The sequence below is a fragment of the Phreatobacter aquiterrae genome (assembly GCF_053471285.1).
On record NZ_JBJPHW010000002.1, the window covers coordinates 484,606 to 502,810 of the forward strand.

The window sequence follows — 18,205 nt, forward strand, 5'->3', positions numbered from 1 at the left end:
CCATCACGTTCATGGCGGCCTCCTTCCGCGCGATCATAGCAATTTCGATACGTGATGTATCGCCCGGCGGGACAACGCGCCTCTACCGGCTCGCCGCCGACAGGCCGCCATCCACCGCGATCTCGGCGGCCGTCACATAGCGCGCCTCGTCGGAGACGAGGAAGAGCACGGCCTGCGCCACGTCCCAGGCATCGCCCATCCTGCCCGTCGGGACCTGCGCGTTGCGGGCGGCAATGAGCGCCGCGGCATCGCCCCCGGCAACGGTCTTCGCCAGCCGGTGTTCGACCAGCGGCGTGTGCATCAGGCCGGGGATCACCGTGTTGCAGCGGATGTTCTTCTTCGCATAGGTCACGGCGATCGACCGCGAGAAGCCGAGAATGCCGAGTTTGGTCGTGGTGTAGGCGACATGCGGCCGGTCGGGCAGGATGCGCACGCCGGCGATCGAGGAGAGGTTGACGATGGCGCCGCCGCCCTGCCGCTCCATGACCGGGATCACGTGCTTGGCCGCGAGGAAGGCGGTCTTCAGGTTGAGGTCGAGCTGGAAGTCCCAGACCTCCTCGCTCATCGACACCGGGTCCCCGGGCGCGGAGCCGCCGACATTGTTGACGAGGATGTCGATGCGGCCGAAGCGGGCGAGGCAGTCGGCCACCGCCGCCTCCACCTCGGCGGCCCGGGTCATGTCGACGCCGCGCGCCACGCAGGTGCCGCCCTCCGCCGCGATCAGACCCTTCGTCTCCTCGGCGGCCTCGGCGGAGATATCCGTGCCGTAGATGGTCGCGCCCTGCCGCGCCAGCAGCACGGCGGTCGCCTTGCCATTGCCCCAGCCCTCGCCGACGGAGCCGGCACCCGAGATGAAGGCGACCTTGCCGGTCAGGTCATGCATGGTCGAACCTCCGCTGATGGCTGCCCGTCGACGTCAGACGACAACCGCGTGCGCCTTCATGCCCGCCGTGCCGAAGACGCGGCGATAGCGTTCGATCTCGTCCTTGGGGCCGGTCGCCTTCAGGGGATTGTCGGAGAGCTTCACCGCCGGGCGGCCGTTCGCCTCGATCACCTTGCAGACCACCGAGATCGGCGCCAGCCCGTTCGGGTCGCCGTTCGGCACGCAACCCTTGAAGTCGTTGGTCAGGTTGGTGCCCCAGCCATAGCCGATGCGGACGCGGCCCTTGAACCGGCGGGCGGTCTCCTCGATGGAATCGATGTCCATGCCGTCGGAGAGGATGACCAGCTTCTTCGTGGGGTCACGGCCCTTCCCGGTCCACCACTGGATGAGTTCTTCAGTGCCCTCGGTCGGGTCCTTCGAATCAGGGCGGGCGCCGGTCCAGTCGGCCACCCAGTCGGGGGCGTGGGCGAGGAAATGCGCGGTGCCGAAGCAGTCCGGCAGGATGATGCGCATGTTCTGGTCGTAGATGCGCGCCCAGTCCTCCAGCACCTTGTAGGGCGCCTTCAGCAGGTCCTCGTCGCTCCGCGCCAGCGCGCCATAGACCATGGGCAGTTCGTGGGCGTTGGTGCCGATGGCCTCGAGGCCGAGATCCATGGCGAGCTTCATGTTGGACGTGCCGGTGAAGACCTCGGGGCCAAGCGCGTCGGCCATCGCCTCCATCATCCACTGCTGCCAGAGGAAGCCGTGGCGACGGCGGGTGCCAAAATCGGAGATCTTCAGCGTGCCGACCTCATCCTTCAGCCGGCGCAGGCGCTTGATCTTCTCCCAGGCCTTGGCCTTGGCGTTGGCATAGAGGATGTCGAGTTCGAGCTTGGACAGCGAGCGCATGGTGGCGCGGGCGCGCAGCTCGTTGATCACGGCGAGCGACTGCACCTCCCACATCGTCGTCTCGGCCCACTTGCCGGCGAAGGTCAGCTCGTACTGGCCGTCGCGCTTCTCGAGCTGGTACTCCGGCAGCCGGAAATCCTTCAGGAAGGCGAGATAGTCGGGGCCGAAGATGCGCTCGCGGCCGTAGAAGGTGTTGCCGGCGAGCCAGATCAGCTCCTTCGGCCGGAACCGCAGCTCGCGGACATGGTCGAGCTGCTCGCGGAGTTCCCCCTCGTCGATAACGTCGGCGAGGCGGACGGACACGCTGCGGTTGTTCAGCGCAAAGGTCGCCGTCACCTCCGGGTGAAAGCGCCGGATGAGCTGCTGCATCGCGAACTTGTAATAGTCCGAGTCGAGAAGCGACCGGATGATCGGGTCGAGCTTCCACGTGTGATTGTAGACCCGGGTGGCGATGTCGACCATGAAAGGCCCGCTCGTGGCTTGGCAGGGGAGCGGACCTTAGGCAGCGTCGGAGCCCTTGGAAAGTCGCCCTTCGGCCGACGACCTGCAAGGCTGCCCATCGCAAAGCTGGCGGGACCGGAGCCGTCAGACCGTCTCGGCCTCCCGCGACAGCCCGAACTCGCGCCCCGGAATGGAGGCGAGCAGCGCCTGCGTATAGGGGTGCTGCGGGTTGCCGAAGACCTCGCCGATGGGGCCGGCCTCGACCACCTCGCCGCTCTTCATCACCGCCACGAGGTCGCAGACCTGCGCCGCGACGCGCAGATCATGGGTGATGAAGACGATGGAGAGGCCGAGCCGCGTGCGCAGGTCGGCGAGGAGCCGCAGCACCTGCGCCTGCACCGAGACGTCGAGGGCGGAGACCGCCTCGTCGGCCACCAGCACCTCCGGCTCCAGTGCGAGCGCGCGGGCGAGGCCGATGCGCTGGCGCTGGCCGCCGGAGAATTCGTGCGGATAGCGGTCGGTGGAGGCGGGATCGAGCCCGACGAGGCCGAAGAGATCCTTGGCCTTGGCGAGCGCCTTCGCCCGGTCCATGCCGTGGACGATGGGCCCCTGTGCCACGAGCTCGCCGGCCTTGCGGCGCGGATTGAGCGAGCCGAAGGGGTCCTGGAACACCATCTGGATATGCTGCGTCTCGCGGCGCATCTGCTCGCGCGTCAGCTTCGCGAGGTCCTTGCCGTTCAGCACCACCGAGCCGCTGTCGGGATCGATGAGGCGGATGATGCAGCGGGCGAGCGTCGACTTGCCCGAGCCGCTCTCGCCGACGATGCCGAGCGTGCCGCCCTTCGGCAGCACCAGCGAGACGTCCTTCACCGCATGGGTGACGCGCACGCCGCGGCCGAGGAAACCGCCGGTGCGGAAGGTCTTGGAGACGTTCGCCATGGTCAGGATCGGCTCGTCGGAGATCGGCCGCGGTGGCGGCGCCTTGAGCGGCGGCACGGCGGCGATGAGCTGCTTTGTATAGGCGTGCTGCGGCCGGTTGAGCACATCGGCCGCCGGCCCCTGCTCCACCACGAGGCCATGCTGCATCACCGCGACGCGGTCGGCGATCTCGGCGACGACGCCGAAGTCGTGGGTGATGAACAGCACCGCAGTGCCCTTGCGCTTCTGCAGATCCTTGATGAGGGCGAGGATCTGCGCCTGCGTCGTCACGTCGAGCGCGGTGGTCGGCTCGTCGGCGATGAGCACCTTCGGGTCAAGCGCCAGCGCCATGGCGATCATGGCGCGCTGGCGCTGGCCGCCGGAGAGCTCGTGGGGATAGGCGCGGGCGGCGAGCTTCGGATCGGGAATGCGCACCTCCACGAGGAGGTCCTGCACCTTGGCGGCGATCTCCGCCTTCGACAGGCCGGTGTGGATGTCGAACATCTCCCCGATCTGGTCGCCGATGGTGCGCAGCGGATTGAGCGCCGTCATCGGCTCCTGGAAAATCATGGCGATGCCGGCGCCGCGCACATCCCGCATCTCTGCGTCGGAGAGCTGCGTCAGATCGCGGCCGCCGAACATGACCTTGCCGCCGTCGATGGTGACGCCCCCCGGCAGCAGCCGCATGATGGCGTTGGCGGTCATCGACTTGCCCGAGCCACTCTCGCCGACGACACAGAGGATCTCGTTGGAGGCGATGGCGAAGGAGACGTCCTTCATCGCATGCGGGCGGTCGGCCCCCGCCGGCAGGCGGACGCTTAGGCCCTCGAGGGTGAGAACGGGGGCGGCATTCACGGGGGATTGGCTCACGGTCACCGTCCCTTCAGACGCGGGTTGAGGGCGTCGTTGAGCCCCTGCCCGACGAGGGAGACGGCGAGCACGGTGACGAGGATGGCGATGCCGGGAATGGCGGAGACGTACCACTGCACGCGCAGCACGTCGCGGCCGAGGCCGATCAGGTTACCCCAGGAGGCGACATTGGGGTCGGAGAGGCGGAGGAAGGCGAGCGCGCTCTCCAGCAGGATTGCCACCGCCATGACGACGCTGGCATAGACGATGACCGGCGGCAGGGCATTGGGCAGGATTTCGCCGAAGATGAGCTTGAGGTCCTTCAGGCCGAGGGTGCGGCCGGCCTGGACGAACTCGCGGTTGCGCAGCGACAGGAATTCGGCGCGCGTCAGGCGCGCCGGCGCGGGCCAGGACACGATGCCGATGGCGACCGTCACCGTGACGATGTTGGAGCCGAACACCGCCACCAGAACCAGGAGCAGAAGGAAGTTCGGCAGCGTCTGGAAGGCTTCGGTGATGCGCATCAGCACATTGTCGACCCAGCCGCCATAGTAGCCCGAGACCGCCCCGATGGCGATGCCGATCACGATGGCGATGACGGTGGCGACCCCGCCGATCAGCAGCGAGATGCGGGCGCCGTAGAAGATCTGCGCCGCGATGTCGCGCCCGGAATTGTCGGTGCCGAGGGGAAAGCGCGGATTGGCGAAGGGCCAGACCAGCGGCCGGCCGGCCAGCGCCAGCGGGTCGCGCGGAAAGAGGAAGGGCGCGCTGAGCGCCATGGCGATGATGACCGCCAGCAGCACGAGCCCGATGATGGCCGGGGGCGATCGGAAATAGGCCTTGATGACGTCCATGGCTCAGCCCCCCGTTGTGATGCGCGGGTCGAGGCGCGCATAGACGAGGTCGACGATGAAGTTCACCGTGATGACCAGCAGGGCCGAGACGAAGATGATGCCGAGCAGCGTGTTGAGATCGCGCTGGACGACGCTTTCATAGGCAAGGCGCCCGAGCCCCGGCAGGGAGAAGACGCTCTCCACGACCACCGAGCCGCCCAGCATGGTGCCGGCCTGCAGGCCGATCAGCGTCACCATCGGTAGAAGCGCGTTGCGCAGCACGTGGCGAGTGATGATGCGCGTCTCGTCGAGGCCCTTGGAGCGGGCGGTGCGCACGAAGTCGAGGTTCAGGACCTCCAGCATGGAGGCGCGCATGATCCTGAGGTAGATGGCGAGGAAGATCAGGCCGAGGGTCAGCGTCGGCAGGATGAGGTGGCGGGCGATATCGAGCGTCCGCCAGATGCCGGTCGCCGAGGTGGTGATGTCCTCGAGGCCGCCGGCCGGCAGCCATTGCAGGTAGATCGAGAAGACGACGATGGCCATCAGCCCGAACCAGAAGGAGGGCGTCGCGTAGAAGATGAGGCCGACCGTGGAGATCAGCGTGTCGGGCCACTTGTTGACGCCGCGCGCCGCGATGACCCCCAGGATGAGGCCGAAGAAGAAGGCGAAGGACAGCGAGGCGGTCATCAGGAGGATTGTCGCCGGAAGGCGCTCGGCGATGACGGTGGCCACCGGCTTGCCGTAGATCGCGGAGAAGCCGAGGTCGAAGCGCACCAGCCGCCAGAGATAGCTGGCAAGCTGCGCCGTGACCGACATGTCGAGCCCGTAGAAGCGGCGCAGGTCCTCCGCCGTTTTCGCGTCGCCGCCGCCCATCTGGGCCATCATGGCGTCGACCGTGTCGCCCGGCGCGAACTGCAGCAGCAGGAACACGCCGACGAGGATCAGGAACAAGGTCGGGATCGAGGCGGCGAGACGCCGCCCCGCTAGACTGAGGACACGCATGGGATCAGGCCGGGGGCTGGTGCTGCGGGCTCACTCCGCCAACCAAAGATCGTGCCAGGACGACGAACCCCAGCGCGGCGTGTTGGAGTGGTTGCGGGCCTTGGCCGTGATCGAGGTGACGAAGATCTGCTCGATGGGCATCCAGATCATCAGTTCGCCGTTGGCGCGCTTGACGAAGTCGGCATAAAGCGCCTTGCGCTTGGCCGGATCGACCTCGGTGGCCGCGTCGTCGATGATCTTGTCGAGCACCTGATCGGCGACGCCCCACTGGTTGGTCCAGGGCGCGCCGGCCGGCTGTCCCGAGCGATACCAGACCGTCGTCGAGACGGCCGGATCGTTGCGGTACTGGTGCCAGCCGGTGGCGAGATCGAAGGCATGGTCGGCATAGACCGACTTGAGGAAGCCGCCACCGTCATTGCGCACGACCTCGACACGGATGCCGACCTCGCCCAGCGACTGCTGGATGAATGTCGACCAGAGCGAGATGTCCTCGCCCCAGGGCGCCGGGAGCAGGCGCAGCGACAGGCGGGTGCCGCCGGCGCCCGGCTTCAGGCCGGCCTCCTCGAGCAGCCGGACCGCCTTGGCCTTGTCGTAGGGATACTGCGGCGTGTCGGCGCCCGGATAGAAGTCGGCCGAGACCGAGGGGATCGGGCCGGTGCCGAGCTTGGCGAAGTCGCCGAGGAAGTTCTCGATGAAGAAGGGCACGTTGATGGCGTGGGCGATGGCCTGGCGCACCTTGAGGTCGGCCAGCTCCTTGCGCCGGAAGTTGAACTCCAGCGTGTTGGTGCGGGCATTGCCCTCGTTGCCCTTGGTCGAGACGACGAAGCGCGGATCCTTGGCGAGGCGCGCCATGTCGGAAATGGTCAGGCCTGAGAAGGGCGAGTAGTGGAGCTGGCCGGCCTCCATCTGGGCGGCGGCGGCGGAGCGGTCGGTGATGACCCGCCAGATGATGCGGTCGAGGTTCGCCGGACCCTTCCAGTAGCCGTCGTGGCGCTCGGCGATGATGTGCTGGCCGCGCTCGTAGGACACGAACTTGAACGGACCGGTGCCGACGGGGGCAAGGTTCCGCGGGTTCTGGCGGACATCGCTGCCCTCGTAGAGATGCTTGGCGGAGATGTAGCCAAGGTCGGGCAGCGCCCGCAGCAGCAGGTTCAGCGGCATCGGCCGCTCGTAGCGGAAGATCGCCGTATGCGGATCGGGCGTGTCGACGGCGGTCAGGAAGAGCTGCAGCGTGGTGCCGTAGTTGAGCACCTTCTTCCACATCTCCATGGCGGTGAACTGCACGTCCGCCGAGGTGAAGGGCTTGCCGTCATGCCAGGTCACGTTGCGACGCAGCTTGAAGGTGATGGTCTTGCCGTCGGGGGTTGCCTCCCAGCTCTCGGCGAGCACGCCGACCGGATTGCCGGCGGCATCGAGATCGACCAGCGGCTCCTGGATCTTGCCGCTGACGATATAGACGCCGGTGGAGGCCTGGATGCTGGGGTTCAGCTGGCGCTGCTCGGCGCCGTAGTGGACAACGAAGACGCCGCCCTTGCGGGGCGTCTGCTGGGCGAAGGCCTTGAACGGATCGACGACGTTGGCGGCGATGGCGGCCGAGGTCATCAGGGCTGCGCGGCGGGTAAAGTTCATGAAAGCCTCCTGGCGGCGGGCACACTCGAATTCAACGATGGGCGAATGGGAAATTCCCGTCAATCGCCCCACTGCTTAGGAATTGTCGGTGCCGCTCAATGCGGCACGAAGCTCACGATGACGCCATTGGCGCGCCTGGCGGGCACGCTGACCGTCTCCTCGCCATGGGCGATACCACCCGAGGCCGCCTTCGCCTTGGCGAGGTCGTCGGTGGCGATGACCAGGGCAACCGCGCCCTCGGACGCAGCGCCTTCCCGGACGGCGGCCGGATAGAGCGCCTCGAAGGTCTTCGCGTCGTAGAAGCGGAAGTCGGCGCGCTTGCCGCCCGAGGGCACGCGCCAGCCGTCGGGCGTCTCGGTCGCCGGCTCGTCGATGAGCCCTGCCATCTTCTGCGCGGCGGCCTTCGGATCGGCGGAGAGCACCTCAATGCGGGCGATGCGCTTCGCACCGTTCGCATGGGTCATGATCTCCGGAATCCAGACCGTGTCGCGGGTCAGATGCTGACAGGCGAAGATGCGCATGCCGCCCGGATTCTGGTCGAGCGGCCAGCGGAACACGTTGAACTTGGCCTCGCCGGTACCGCCGCCCGGCAGGTCGACGGGCCTGCCGAAGTGGACGGGGCCGAGCGGCTCGAGGCCACGCGCCTTCAGTTCCGCCGCGCCGGCGGCGGCGTCATCGGTGGTGAAGGCGGTGCGCTCGATGCCCTCGCGCCGGCTGAGGAAGTCGCGGGTCGGCTTGTTCTGGTCGGTCTCGGTGAGAACGCCCAGCAGCTCCAGATAGTCCTCGCCGAACATGGTGGTGTAGTTGCCGGTGCCCAGATGCGGCGAATGGGTGCCGCGCGGCGACATGGTGAAGCCGATGCGCTCCCAGCCCTTCGCCGCTGCGTCGAGATCGCGCACCGTGACCACGACATGGTCTGCGCCGAGAATGTGCTTGAGCGGCATGGCAGCGGCCCTCCCTGATCAAATGTGGCGCGCAGTTCAGCCTAATGCGACGGCAGAGGCAACGCGGCGAGGCCAGCAGAAACGCCGCACCTCGGCTGCTCACACTTCATAGCTACCATAGCACAAAATTCTGTCAAACGACATTATTGATAAGACACACGGTATCATTTTTCTGCCATTCGCAATACAAACAGATTATTATTCTATATCTTGGAGTCACCGAAGCCCATTCCACCGTCCGGGCGGCCCCCTCCTCCACAGCCGCCGGCACCCGGCCCTTGCCGCTGCTCCGGCATATCGCTTTCATGGATCATGCCACATTCCGCGGAGAATGCTTCATGTCGTCGACATCATCGGCCCCCTGGCCGCCTTCGCTCTGGGCCGCGACCGCGCCTGCAGGTCCCGCGCTTTCGCCGCTGACGGGTGACGAGACCGCCGATGTGGTCGTCATCGGCGCCGGCTTCACGGGATTGTCGACGGCCATCCACCTGCGCGAGATGGGCGTCGGGGTCACGGTCGTGGAGGCGGTGGAGCCCGGCTGGGGCGCGTCTGGACGCAACAACGGACAGGTGATCCCGACGCTGGCCGGTCACGATCCCTCCGGTATGGCGGCGCGGCACGGCGACGCAGGAGAACGCTTCAACGCCGTGCTGCGCGACAGCGCGCAATATCTCTTCGACATCGTGCGCAAGCACGACATTCCGGCCGAGGCCGAACAGGCCGGCTGGGTGCAGCCGGTTCACTCGCCGGGCCGCTTCAAGATCGCCGAAAAGCGGGTCAGGGAGTGGTCGGCGCTCGGCGCGCCGGTGGAACTGCTCGACCGCGAGGCCATGGCCCGCATGCTCGGCTCGGACGCCTGGTTCGGCGGCTTCTGGAACCGGACGGGCGGCCACATCAATCCGCTCGGGCTGGCGCGTGGCCTTGCCGAGGTTGCCCTGACGCTCGGCGCCGTCATCCGCTCGCGCTCGCCGGTCCAGTCCTATGCGCGCGTCGGCGATGCCTGGGTGGTCAAGACGGACAAGGGCTCGGTGACGGCGAAGGCGCTGGTGCTGGCCACCAACGCCTATACGGGCGAGTTCAGCGACACGCTCAATCCCGCCATTGCCCGTGAGGTCATTCCGGTGCTGTCCTGGCAGATGGCTACGAAGCCGATCAGCGACAACATCGCCAAGACCATCATTCCCGACCGGCAGGCGATGTCGGACACCCACCGCGAGCTTTATTTCTGCCGATGGGATGCGCGCAACCGGCTGGTGACGGGCGGCGCGGCGATCTTTCCCGGTGCCGCCGGCGACAACCTGAAGCCCTATCTCGCGGATCGGCTGAAAAAGCTCTGGCCGCAGATCGGCGACGTCGAGTTCGACTATGTCTGGTCGGGCTATGTCGGCATGACGCCGGACAACCTTCTGAAACCCCAGGTCGCCGGCTTCCCGCGCTTCCACAGGCTCGGTCCCAACGGCTACGCCTGGGCCGGCTGCAACGGCCGGGCGGTGGCGCTGTCCGTCTCGCTGGGGCGGGAACTGGCGAAGATCACGCAAGGGGTCCCCGAGAGCGAACTCGGGCTGCCGTTCTCGGAGCCGACGCCGCAGCCCTTCCAGCCGATTCTCCGGCGCATCGCGCCCTACGCCCTGCCGCTCTACCGGCGGCTCGACGCGCAGGAGGTCTGACTGATGAGCCCGACACCGCCCGGCGAGGTGAAGGTCTTCGGCCCGCAGGAGAGCCCGTCCTACTGGCAGCCCGTGCCGGCCAACGGCTTCGTGCGCTGCATCCTCAACCCGAAGACGATCACCTCAGAGAACCGCTTCGCCATGGGCACGCAGACGGTGGCGCCGGGCTGCCATATCCGCGAGCACACCCACGACCAGCACGAGGAGGTGATCCACCTGACCTCGGGCAAGGGCTTCGCGCGGATCGACGGCGAGGACATCGCGATGGAGGCCGGCTCCACCGTCTTCATCGGCCGCGACCGCAAGCACGGCTTCGTCAATCCGGGGCCGGAGCCGATGAGCTTCGTCTGGTTCCTGATGCCGGGCGGCCTCGAGGATTTCTTCGCCGCCATCGGCCGCGAGCGGACGCCCGGCGAGCCCGCGCCGGAGCCCTTCCCCCGCCCCGTCGACGTGGCCGAGATCGAAAAGCGCACCGTCTTCGGCTGGGCTGATCCGTCGCACAATCCCAAGGGGTGAGAGAATGATCGTCGAGGAACGCGACTACCGCATCAGGACCGGCCATGTGGCGGAGTTCGTCGGGCTCTACGAGGAGCACGGGCTGCCGATCCAGAAGGAGCTGCTCGGCACCTTCCACGGCTATTTCACGTCCGAGACGGCGGAGCTGAACCACGTCGTCGCCTGGTGGTCCTACGAGAGCCTCGACGACCGCCTCGTCCGCCGCGACCGCATGATGGCCGACCCGCGCTGGCAGGCCTATCTCGCCAAGGTGAAGGGCCTCGTCGAGACCCAGCACGTGCGGTTTCTCAGGCCGACGCGGTTCTCGCCGATCCGGTGAGGAGGCGACATTGAAGGAGTTCGCAAAGCAGATTTACTCAGCAGCAAGAACCGGAAAGCTGAGGCAACCCTTCAACGCAGAGATGGTAAGAGCCGTCTGCCCAGGTTGGGCAGACTACACATACAGGACGTTTCTCGCCAAACACGCAAAAGGCAATCCAGGACAAAATACCGAATTGTTCATTCGCGTTGCCCGCGGCCTGTATGAAATCAAGGGCTGAGCATCGCCCTACTTGAACCCCACCACCGCGTGCGGGACATAGGCGCCTTCCAACTCCGCGATCTCCTCCGCCGTCAGCTTTACCGACAGCGCCGCTACGGCATCGTCAAGGTGCTCCATCTTGCTGGCGCCGATGATCGGCGCGGTGATGCCGGGCTTCTGCAACACCCAGGCAAGCGCGACCTGAGCCCGCGGAATACCCCTGCCCTTCGCCACCTTCGCGACGGCCCCGACCACCTTGCGGTCGGCGTCGCCGGTCGCGGCATAGAGCGTCTTGCCGAACTCGTCGGTCTCGGTGCGGGCGCTGGTTTCGTCCCAGTCGCGGGTCAGGCGGCCGCGGGCGAGCGGGCTCCACGGGATGACGCCGATACCCTCCTCGCAGCAGAGCGGCAGCATCTCGCGCTCCTCCTCGCGGTAGAGCAGGTTGACGTAGTTCTGCATGGTGACGAAGCGCGTCCAGCCGTTGGCCTCGGAGGTCTTCAGCATCTTCAGGAAGCGCCAGGCGCTCATCGAGGAGGCGCCGATGTAGCGCGCCTTGCCGGCTTTCACGACGTCGTGCAGCGCCTCCAGCGTCTCCTCGATCGGCGTGTCGTAGTCGAAACGATGGATCTGGTAGAGGTCGACATAGTCGGTGCCGAGGCGGCGCAGCGAATGGTCGATCTCGGTCATGATCGCCTTGCGCGACAGGCCGGCGCCGTTCGGTCCCGGCCGCATGCGGTTGAACACCTTGGTGGCGATGACGATGTCGTCGCGCTTCGCCATGTCCTTCAGCGCCTTGCCGACGATCTCCTCGCTGGAGCCGAGGGAATAAATGTTGGCGGTGTCGAAGAAATTGATGCCGAGGTCCAGCGCCCGCCGGATGAAGGGGCGGCTCTCGGTCTCGCCCATCGACCAGGGATGGGCGCCCATGTCGGGCGCGCCATAGGTCATGCAGCCGAGGCAGAGGCGCGAGACGTCGAGGCCGGTGCGGCCGAGCTTCACGGTTTCCATGGCGATCTCCCGTTGGGTTTCGCCGAAGGTCTAGCCGATCGCGCCGGCCGGCGGAACGGCGCGGCGCGCCGGGGCAGCGATGCGGTCAATGTTCGCCGTGCGAACTGCGGATGCGGCGCACCACCAGCGCCATCAGCACCACGACGAAGGGCAGCACCACGGCGGTCGCCACCGTCGGCTCGAAGGGCAGCACGCCGGCATCCTTGCCGCCCTTGAACAGATAGCCGAGCAGGCCGAGCACATAGTAGGAGACCGCCGCGATGGAGAGCCCCTCCACCGTCTGCTGCAGGCGCAACTGCAGGCGGCCGCGCTCCGACATGGTCTCGAGCAGGGCACGGTTCTGCTGTTCGAGGGCGATGTCGACGCGGGTGCGCAGCAGGTTCGCGGCGCGGGTGAGCTTCTGCGACAGCTCCGCCTGCCGTTCGGATGCGGTCTGGCAGGTGCGCATGGCAGGGGCGAAGCGGCGGTCGAGGAAGGCCGCCCAGGTGGAGCGCCCCTCCACCGGCGTCTCGCCGATGACGGCGAGGCGCGAGCGCACCAGCGCCTCGTAGGCGCGCGTCGCGCCAAAGCGGAAGCTCGACAGGGCCGCCTCCGCCTCCAGTTCGGCGGCCTGGGCGACGAGCGTGTCGAGCAGGGCGGCATTGCTCTCGAGCCCCGTCGCCGTCTTCATGCGGCCGGCCACCGCCACCAGTTCGCGCTCGATGCGGCCGATGATCGGCCCCATGCGCTGCGCCTCGGGCAGGCCGAGCAGGGCGAAACAGCGATAGGTCTCCACCTCCAGCAGCCGCTGCATCAGGGCGCCGGCTGCGGCCGGATTGAGCCCGCGATCGACGACGAGAATGCGCGTGAAGCCGCGCGCATCCTGGCGGAAGTCGGTGGCGATCAGCGCCGCACCGTCCTTCACCGTGGAGACGCAAAGCGAGGCCGGGTCGAAGAGGCTCTGCCAGTCCGGCTTGAGGGCCTCCTCGCGCATCAGCGCGAGATCGATGGCGACGAGCAGCGGGCCGGGCGCCGCCAGCGAGCCGCCGACCGGGGTCGGCTGCGGCAGCGGCCAGTGGAAGGGATCGGCGCCCGGCGCCGACACGTCCCAGCCATAGGTGGAGAACTCGCTGTGCCGCTCCCAGCGCAGCCGCGCCGTGGGAAAGACCGCGCGATGGAAGTTGGCCCCGTCGTCCGGCCGGGCCGCACCGGTCGCGGTGCACCAGGCGGCGAGCGTCGCGCGCTCCGCGGAGGCGGGAAGATCGCCGGTGGAGAAGGCGTGCAGCAGCACGCGGCGCGGCGTCTCGACGAGCTGGAACGGCCGGGCGTGCAACTCGTCCAGCACCTGGCGGCGCAGGGGATGGGGATCGAAGTCGAGACTCACGGCGGCTCTGTCCTGACCGGGCGGGGACTTTCATGGAGCCTCGCGCGACGCCCGATGGCAAGCAGGAACGACGACCCTGCGCCGCTCAATCCAGGCCGTAGGCCTTGCGGGCTTCGGCCACCTCCGTCTCGTCCCAGTAGCCGATGAGGATGCCGCCGCGCATCTGCCGGGCGGGCCCGTAGGTCTCGATGGTGGCGTCGGGCATGGTGATGCGGTTGTGGTCGGTCAGCGCCCAGGCGAGGAGATGCTCCTTGAGCCGGTCGCGCTCGGATTCGAAATCCGGGTCGTCGCCGAGGTCGCGATATTCGTTCGGATCGGTCTGGAGGTCCCACAGCATGGGGCGGAAGCCCGGCGCGTGGACATATTTGAACCGGCCGTCGAAGACCATGAACAGGCGGCACTCGTCCGGCTTGCGGCCGAGCGTGCGGCGGGAATCGAGCATGGAATAGTCGTATTCGGAGATCGCCACGCGTCGCCAGTCGAGCGGCTTCGCACCCCGCAGCAGCGGCACCAGGGATCGTCCCTCGAGGACGTGGCGCGGCGGCACGCCGCCGAAGAACTCGATGAAGGTGGGAGCGAGGTCGATGGCTTCCACCAGCGCGTCGCAGACCGTGCCGCGGGCGGCATCAGCCTCCGTCGACGGGTCGACGATGATCATCGGCACCTTCACCGAAACCTCGTGGAACAGGTCCTTCTCGCCCAGCCAGTGATCACCGAGATAGTCGCCGTGGTCGGAGGTGAAGACGATCATCGTCTTCTCCGTCAGGCCCTCGTCATCGAGGAACCTGAACAGCACGCCAAGCTGGTCGTCGATCTGCTTGATCAGGCCCATATAGGCGGGGATCACGCGGCGGCGGACCTCCTCGCGGGAGAAGTTACGCGACACGCGCATGTCCATGAAGGCGCCGTAGACGGGATGCGGGTTCTGCCGCTCGCCGTCGGAGCGGATCGCCGGCTGGACGTCATCCTCTGAGAACATGTCGTGGTAGGGCGCCGGCGCGATATAGGGCCAGTGCGGCTTGATGTAGGAGAGGTGCAGGCACCAGGGGCGGCCGTCCTCCTTCGCCTCGCGGATGAAGTCCATGGCGCGGCGGGTCATGTAGGGCGTCTCGGAGTGCTCCTCCGGGACGTTCGCCTCCTTGTCCGCATGGGCGAGCAGCCAGCCGTTCTGCTTCTCGCCGTTGGGACCGACGCCGGAATTGGCGCGATCCTCCCAGGGGTTACGGGCGGGAAAGCCGTGCTCCTCGAGATACTTGTCATAGGCCGGCCGCGGCGCGCCTGGGCGAGAGGGATGCAGGCCGTCGTCGCGCTCATAGGGCTCGAAGCCGCACTGCGCCGCCTCCACCCCGATCACCGAGCCCTTCGGAATGCCGAGCCGCTCCATGCCCTCGTCGTCCGCCGTCATGTGGGTCTTGCCGACGAGGACGTTGCGGACGCCGAGACCCTTGATGTGCTGGCCGAGCGTCGGCTCGCCGATGCGCAGCGGGAAGTTGTTCCAGTTGGAGCCGTGCGAGCGCATGTAGCGGCCGGTGTAATAGCTCATGCGAGAGGGGCCACAGACCGGGGACTGGACATATGCGCGGGTGAAGCGCACGCCGCGCGCCGCCAGCGCATCGATGTTCGGCGTCTTGAGCTTCGGGTGTCCGTAGCAGCTCAGGTAGTCGAACCTCAGCTGGTCGCACATGATGAAGAGGACATTCCTGTCGGCATGCGGCATGGCAATTCGTTCCGGCTGGGCTTCGTGCGATTTCTGAAGGCCCCACCCTTACCCTCCCCTCGCTGATGCGAGGAGAGGGAGACTACCGCGTCGCGCCTTTCAGCCTGAGGCCGAGCCAGGCGCGACTGATCTGCAGTTGCGGGGCGTCGTAGTCCCCCTCCCCTTGAAGCGAAGCGCACAAGGGGAGGGTGAGGGTGGGGCGAGTTTCCCTTACGAAGGCTTGAAGCCAGAGGCGCGCACGGCCGGCGTCCAGGCGTCGTGGTCTTCCTTCTGGATGCGGGCGAGATCCTCCGACGTCGACCCCGTTGGCACCATGGAGAGGCGCAGCACCTTCTCCTTCACGGCCGCATCGCGCATCGCCGCCATCACGGCGCGGCTGACCTTGCCGATCATCTCGGCCGGCGCGCCGGCCTTCGTATAGAGCGCGTACCAGGCGCCGCCGGCGATGGGGATGCCGGCCTCGGTGAAGGTCGGCACGTCGGGCAGGAAGGGTGAGCGTTCGCGGCCGGAGACGGCCAGCACGCGGATGCGGCCTGCCCTCGCCAGCTCCGTGACGTCGGAGGTCGTGGTCATGACCATCGGCACCTGGCCGCCGAGGAGATCGTTGAGCGCCGGCGCCGAGCCGCGGTAGGGCGCGTGCTGCATGGCGACGCCGATCTTCTCGCCCATCAGCGCCCCGAAGAAGTGCGGCAGGTTGCCGACGCCCGGTGAACCGTAGGTGGCGCGGCGCGGGTCCTGCTTCATCCAGGCCACGAGCTCGGTCAGGGTCTTCGCCGGCGTGTCCGGATGGATCGCCAGCGCGAAGTCGAAGGTGGTGACGAGGCTGATCGGCGCGAGATCGCGGAACGGATCGTAGGGCAGCTGCGGGAAGATGATCGGGTGAATGATGATCGGCGCCACCGGCGTCAGCAACAAGGTGCGGCCATCGGGCGGCGCGTTGATGACCGCCTGCGTGCCGATCTGGCCGCCGGCACCCGGACGCGCCTCGACGATGGTCGTCTCGTTCAGCGCCCCGCCGATCTCGTCGGCGACGATGCGGGTGAGCGCGTCCCCTGCCCCGCCGGCGGCGAAGGGAAAGATGAAGCGCATCGGGCCGGACTGGGCGCGAGCGCCGCGCACGGCGAAAGGCAGCAGGGCCGCGCCGGCCATCAGATGTCTGCGATCCATGCCCAGCTCCCGTTAGTCGTCAAACCCCATCACTGCACGAACGAAACAACCTATCAACGGCGGGGCGCCGTGTCAATGATTTTTTTCCTATGATAGGTAATTGCGGCTAGACGCCTGAGGCCAGAGGCTTGCCTTGCATGAGCCAGGTGCGTCCTTCGAGGCTCGCTTCCGGACGCACTTGGGCGATGCAATGCGCCGGTCAATAGGCCTTCACCGGGTGGATGAAGGGCCAGGGCGAGGCCTCCGATCCGCGTTCGACCTTCACCTCGATGAGCGAGGGGCGCGACGTCGCCCGCGCCGTTTGCAGGGCCTGGGACAGAACCGAACGCAGTTCGGCCGGCGAGGAGGCGGTCGCGCTGTCCACCCCGAAGGCCTTCGCGAGGGCGGGAAATTCCGGATTGACCAGGTCGGCGCCGATCAGCCGGTTGCCGTAGCGCGTCTCCTGGTCACGGCGGACATTACCGTAGGCCTGGTTGTTGAAGACGACGGTGACGAGGCCGATGCCGTATTGCTCGGCGGTCGCCAGTTCCTGCACGCCGAACATGAACCCGCCGTCGCCGGCGATGGACACCACGTCGCGGTCGGGATGGGCGACCTTCACGCCGAGCGCCGTCTGGAAGCCGAAGCCGAGCGTGCCCTGGAAGCCGGTCGAGACATAGGTGCGTGGCTGGTGGACGGGGTAGCCGAAATAGCTGGCGAAACCGGCCTGGCACAGCTCCTCGACGAGAATGCCGTCGGCCGGCAGGGCGTCGCGGATGACATCGAGATAGTCCATCTCGGGCTGGACGACGCGGATGGCCGAGGCGGCCTCGGCCCGCGCCGTCGCGATGGCGGAACGGTTGTCGGGGCCGCGGTGTCCGGCAAGGGCCTCGGCCAGCGCGGCCGCCGCCTCGGCGCTGTCGGCGACGATGCCGGCATCGGCAAAAAGCCGCGTCATCTCGGCCGGATCGATGTCGATCCGGATGAGCTTGCGGCCGCCGTCGAGGCCGGTCGCCACCTGCATCATGTTGCCCCAGCGCATGGTGGGCATCTCGAGCCGCGTGCCGATGGCGATGACGAGGTCGCAGTCGCGGTACAGGCGGAAGGCGGCGTAGGAGGAGAGGCCCCAGGGGCCTTCCTCGTCGATGACGCCACGCCCGCCCCGGAAGGCCGCCACCGGCGCGCCGATGGTCTCGGCAAGGCGGGCGATCTCGGCGCTCGCGTGCTGGGCTCCGGAACCGGTCATGATGATCGGCAGGCGGGCCGCGCGGATGAGGTTGGCGGCGTGAGAGATCATCGCCGGAGCGGGCTTTGGCGGCGCGTCGCGAACGCCGGCGATGGCATCCGGCACAACCTCGGAATCCGCCATCACGTCCCAGGCCATCTCAAGCGCCACCGGTCCCGGCCGACCCGACTGCGCCTGCCGGAAGGCCTCGGCGACGAGGGCCGGCGCATCAGCCGGCCTCTCGATACGCTCGGCCCATTTGACCAGCAACTTCAGCGTGCCGAGCTGGTCGGCGATCTCGTGCAGGTGGCCGCGGCGCCTGCCGATGAAGGCCGAAGGGACCTGCCCTGTCAGGCAGACCATCGGCGTGTTGCAGCCCCAGCCCGTCGCCAGCGCCGCCGTGGTGTTGAGCAGGCCCGGACCGGGCACGACCGAATAGACCCCGGGCTGGCCGGTCGAGCGCCCGTAGCCGAAGGCCATGTAGCCGCAGGCCTGCTCATGCCGCGCGCCGATGGTGCGGATGCGGTCGGCATTGCGGGCGAGTGCGTCGAAGAGCGGATACATCTGCGCGCCCGGCAGGCCGAAGACCGTGTCGACCCCGTTGGCGAGGAGCCCCGCGACGATCGCCTCGCCGCCCGTCATCCGCTGCATCATGC

At 67.7% G+C, this 18,205-nt stretch carries 16 protein-coding genes; 4 read left to right on the plus strand and 12 right to left on the minus strand.

What is annotated here, in order from left to right:
• Positions 1 to 82: 82 nt before the first annotated feature.
• The 7 genes from ACJ4V0_RS04840 to ACJ4V0_RS04870 all read right to left on the minus strand — a co-directional run bounded on the left by ACJ4V0_RS04840 (position 83) and on the right by ACJ4V0_RS04870 (position 8,387).
• On the minus strand, positions 83 to 883 hold the full coding sequence (locus ACJ4V0_RS04840; RefSeq protein ID WP_448298426.1) for an SDR family NAD(P)-dependent oxidoreductase: 801 nt from the start codon (positions 881 to 883) through the stop codon (positions 83 to 85).
• Between the two features lie 33 nt (positions 884 to 916).
• Positions 917 to 2,233 carry a nicotinate phosphoribosyltransferase gene (locus ACJ4V0_RS04845; protein WP_448298427.1) on the minus strand — a complete coding sequence of 439 codons (1,317 nt, stop codon included), beginning with the start codon at positions 2,231 to 2,233 and terminating at the stop codon, positions 917 to 919.
• Between the two features lie 123 nt (positions 2,234 to 2,356).
• Complete coding sequence (locus tag ACJ4V0_RS04850) at positions 2,357 to 3,985, minus strand: ABC transporter ATP-binding protein (RefSeq protein WP_448298472.1); 1,629 nt, start codon at positions 3,983 to 3,985, stop codon at positions 2,357 to 2,359.
• A gap of 17 nt (positions 3,986 to 4,002) precedes the next feature.
• Complete coding sequence (locus ACJ4V0_RS04855; RefSeq protein WP_448298428.1) at positions 4,003 to 4,833, minus strand: ABC transporter permease; 831 nt, start codon at positions 4,831 to 4,833, stop codon at positions 4,003 to 4,005.
• 3 nt (positions 4,834 to 4,836) lie between these two features.
• Positions 4,837 to 5,814 (minus strand): ABC transporter permease, encoded by a 978-nt coding sequence (locus tag ACJ4V0_RS04860; protein WP_448298429.1) that lies wholly within the window; start codon positions 5,812 to 5,814, stop codon positions 4,837 to 4,839.
• A 30-nt stretch (positions 5,815 to 5,844) separates the two neighbouring features.
• Positions 5,845 to 7,443 (minus strand): ABC transporter substrate-binding protein, encoded by a 1,599-nt coding sequence (locus ACJ4V0_RS04865; protein ID WP_448298430.1) that lies wholly within the window; start codon positions 7,441 to 7,443, stop codon positions 5,845 to 5,847.
• Between the two features lie 95 nt (positions 7,444 to 7,538).
• Complete coding sequence (locus ACJ4V0_RS04870) at positions 7,539 to 8,387, minus strand: VOC family protein (protein WP_448298431.1); 849 nt, start codon at positions 8,385 to 8,387, stop codon at positions 7,539 to 7,541.
• Between the two features lie 338 nt (positions 8,388 to 8,725).
• Between ACJ4V0_RS04870 and ACJ4V0_RS04875 the strand changes: the two genes are divergently transcribed.
• Genes ACJ4V0_RS04875 through ACJ4V0_RS04890 form a run of 4 tightly spaced genes read left to right on the plus strand, consistent with a single transcriptional unit; the run spans position 8,726 to position 11,109 of the window.
• Entirely contained in the window at positions 8,726 to 10,054 is a 1,329-nt protein-coding gene (locus tag ACJ4V0_RS04875; protein ID WP_448298432.1) for an NAD(P)/FAD-dependent oxidoreductase, read from the plus strand.
• 3 nt (positions 10,055 to 10,057) lie between these two features.
• Positions 10,058 to 10,570, plus strand: a complete 513-nt coding sequence (locus ACJ4V0_RS04880) for a cupin domain-containing protein (RefSeq protein ID WP_448298433.1) — start codon at positions 10,058 to 10,060, stop codon at positions 10,568 to 10,570.
• Between the two features lie 4 nt (positions 10,571 to 10,574).
• Positions 10,575 to 10,889, plus strand: coding sequence for an NIPSNAP family protein (locus ACJ4V0_RS04885; RefSeq protein WP_448298434.1), 315 nt, complete (start codon positions 10,575 to 10,577; stop codon positions 10,887 to 10,889).
• Positions 10,890 to 10,899: 10 nt separating this feature from the next.
• Complete coding sequence (locus ACJ4V0_RS04890; RefSeq protein ID WP_448298435.1) at positions 10,900 to 11,109, plus strand: hypothetical protein; 210 nt, start codon at positions 10,900 to 10,902, stop codon at positions 11,107 to 11,109.
• Between the two features lie 8 nt (positions 11,110 to 11,117).
• Here ACJ4V0_RS04890 and ACJ4V0_RS04895 read toward each other — a convergent pair whose 3' ends face one another.
• The 5 genes from ACJ4V0_RS04895 to ACJ4V0_RS04915 form a co-directional block, all read right to left on the minus strand.
• Positions 11,118 to 12,098 carry an aldo/keto reductase gene (locus tag ACJ4V0_RS04895; RefSeq protein ID WP_448298436.1) on the minus strand — a complete coding sequence of 327 codons (981 nt, stop codon included), beginning with the start codon at positions 12,096 to 12,098 and terminating at the stop codon, positions 11,118 to 11,120.
• Positions 12,099 to 12,183: 85 nt separating this feature from the next.
• Positions 12,184 to 13,461, minus strand: a complete 1,278-nt coding sequence (locus tag ACJ4V0_RS04900) for a DUF3422 family protein (RefSeq protein ID WP_448298437.1) — start codon at positions 13,459 to 13,461, stop codon at positions 12,184 to 12,186.
• An 85-nt stretch (positions 13,462 to 13,546) separates the two neighbouring features.
• A complete protein-coding gene (locus ACJ4V0_RS04905) occupies positions 13,547 to 15,178 on the minus strand; it encodes an alkaline phosphatase family protein (protein WP_448298438.1) in 1,632 nt (543 codons plus the stop codon).
• 210 nt (positions 15,179 to 15,388) lie between these two features.
• Positions 15,389 to 16,345 carry a tripartite tricarboxylate transporter substrate-binding protein gene (locus tag ACJ4V0_RS04910; protein ID WP_448298439.1) on the minus strand — a complete coding sequence of 319 codons (957 nt, stop codon included), beginning with the start codon at positions 16,343 to 16,345 and terminating at the stop codon, positions 15,389 to 15,391.
• A 199-nt stretch (positions 16,346 to 16,544) separates the two neighbouring features.
• On the minus strand, positions 16,545 to 18,200 hold the full coding sequence (locus ACJ4V0_RS04915; RefSeq protein WP_448298473.1) for a thiamine pyrophosphate-dependent enzyme: 1,656 nt from the start codon (positions 18,198 to 18,200) through the stop codon (positions 16,545 to 16,547).
• Positions 18,201 to 18,205 lie beyond the last annotated feature (5 nt).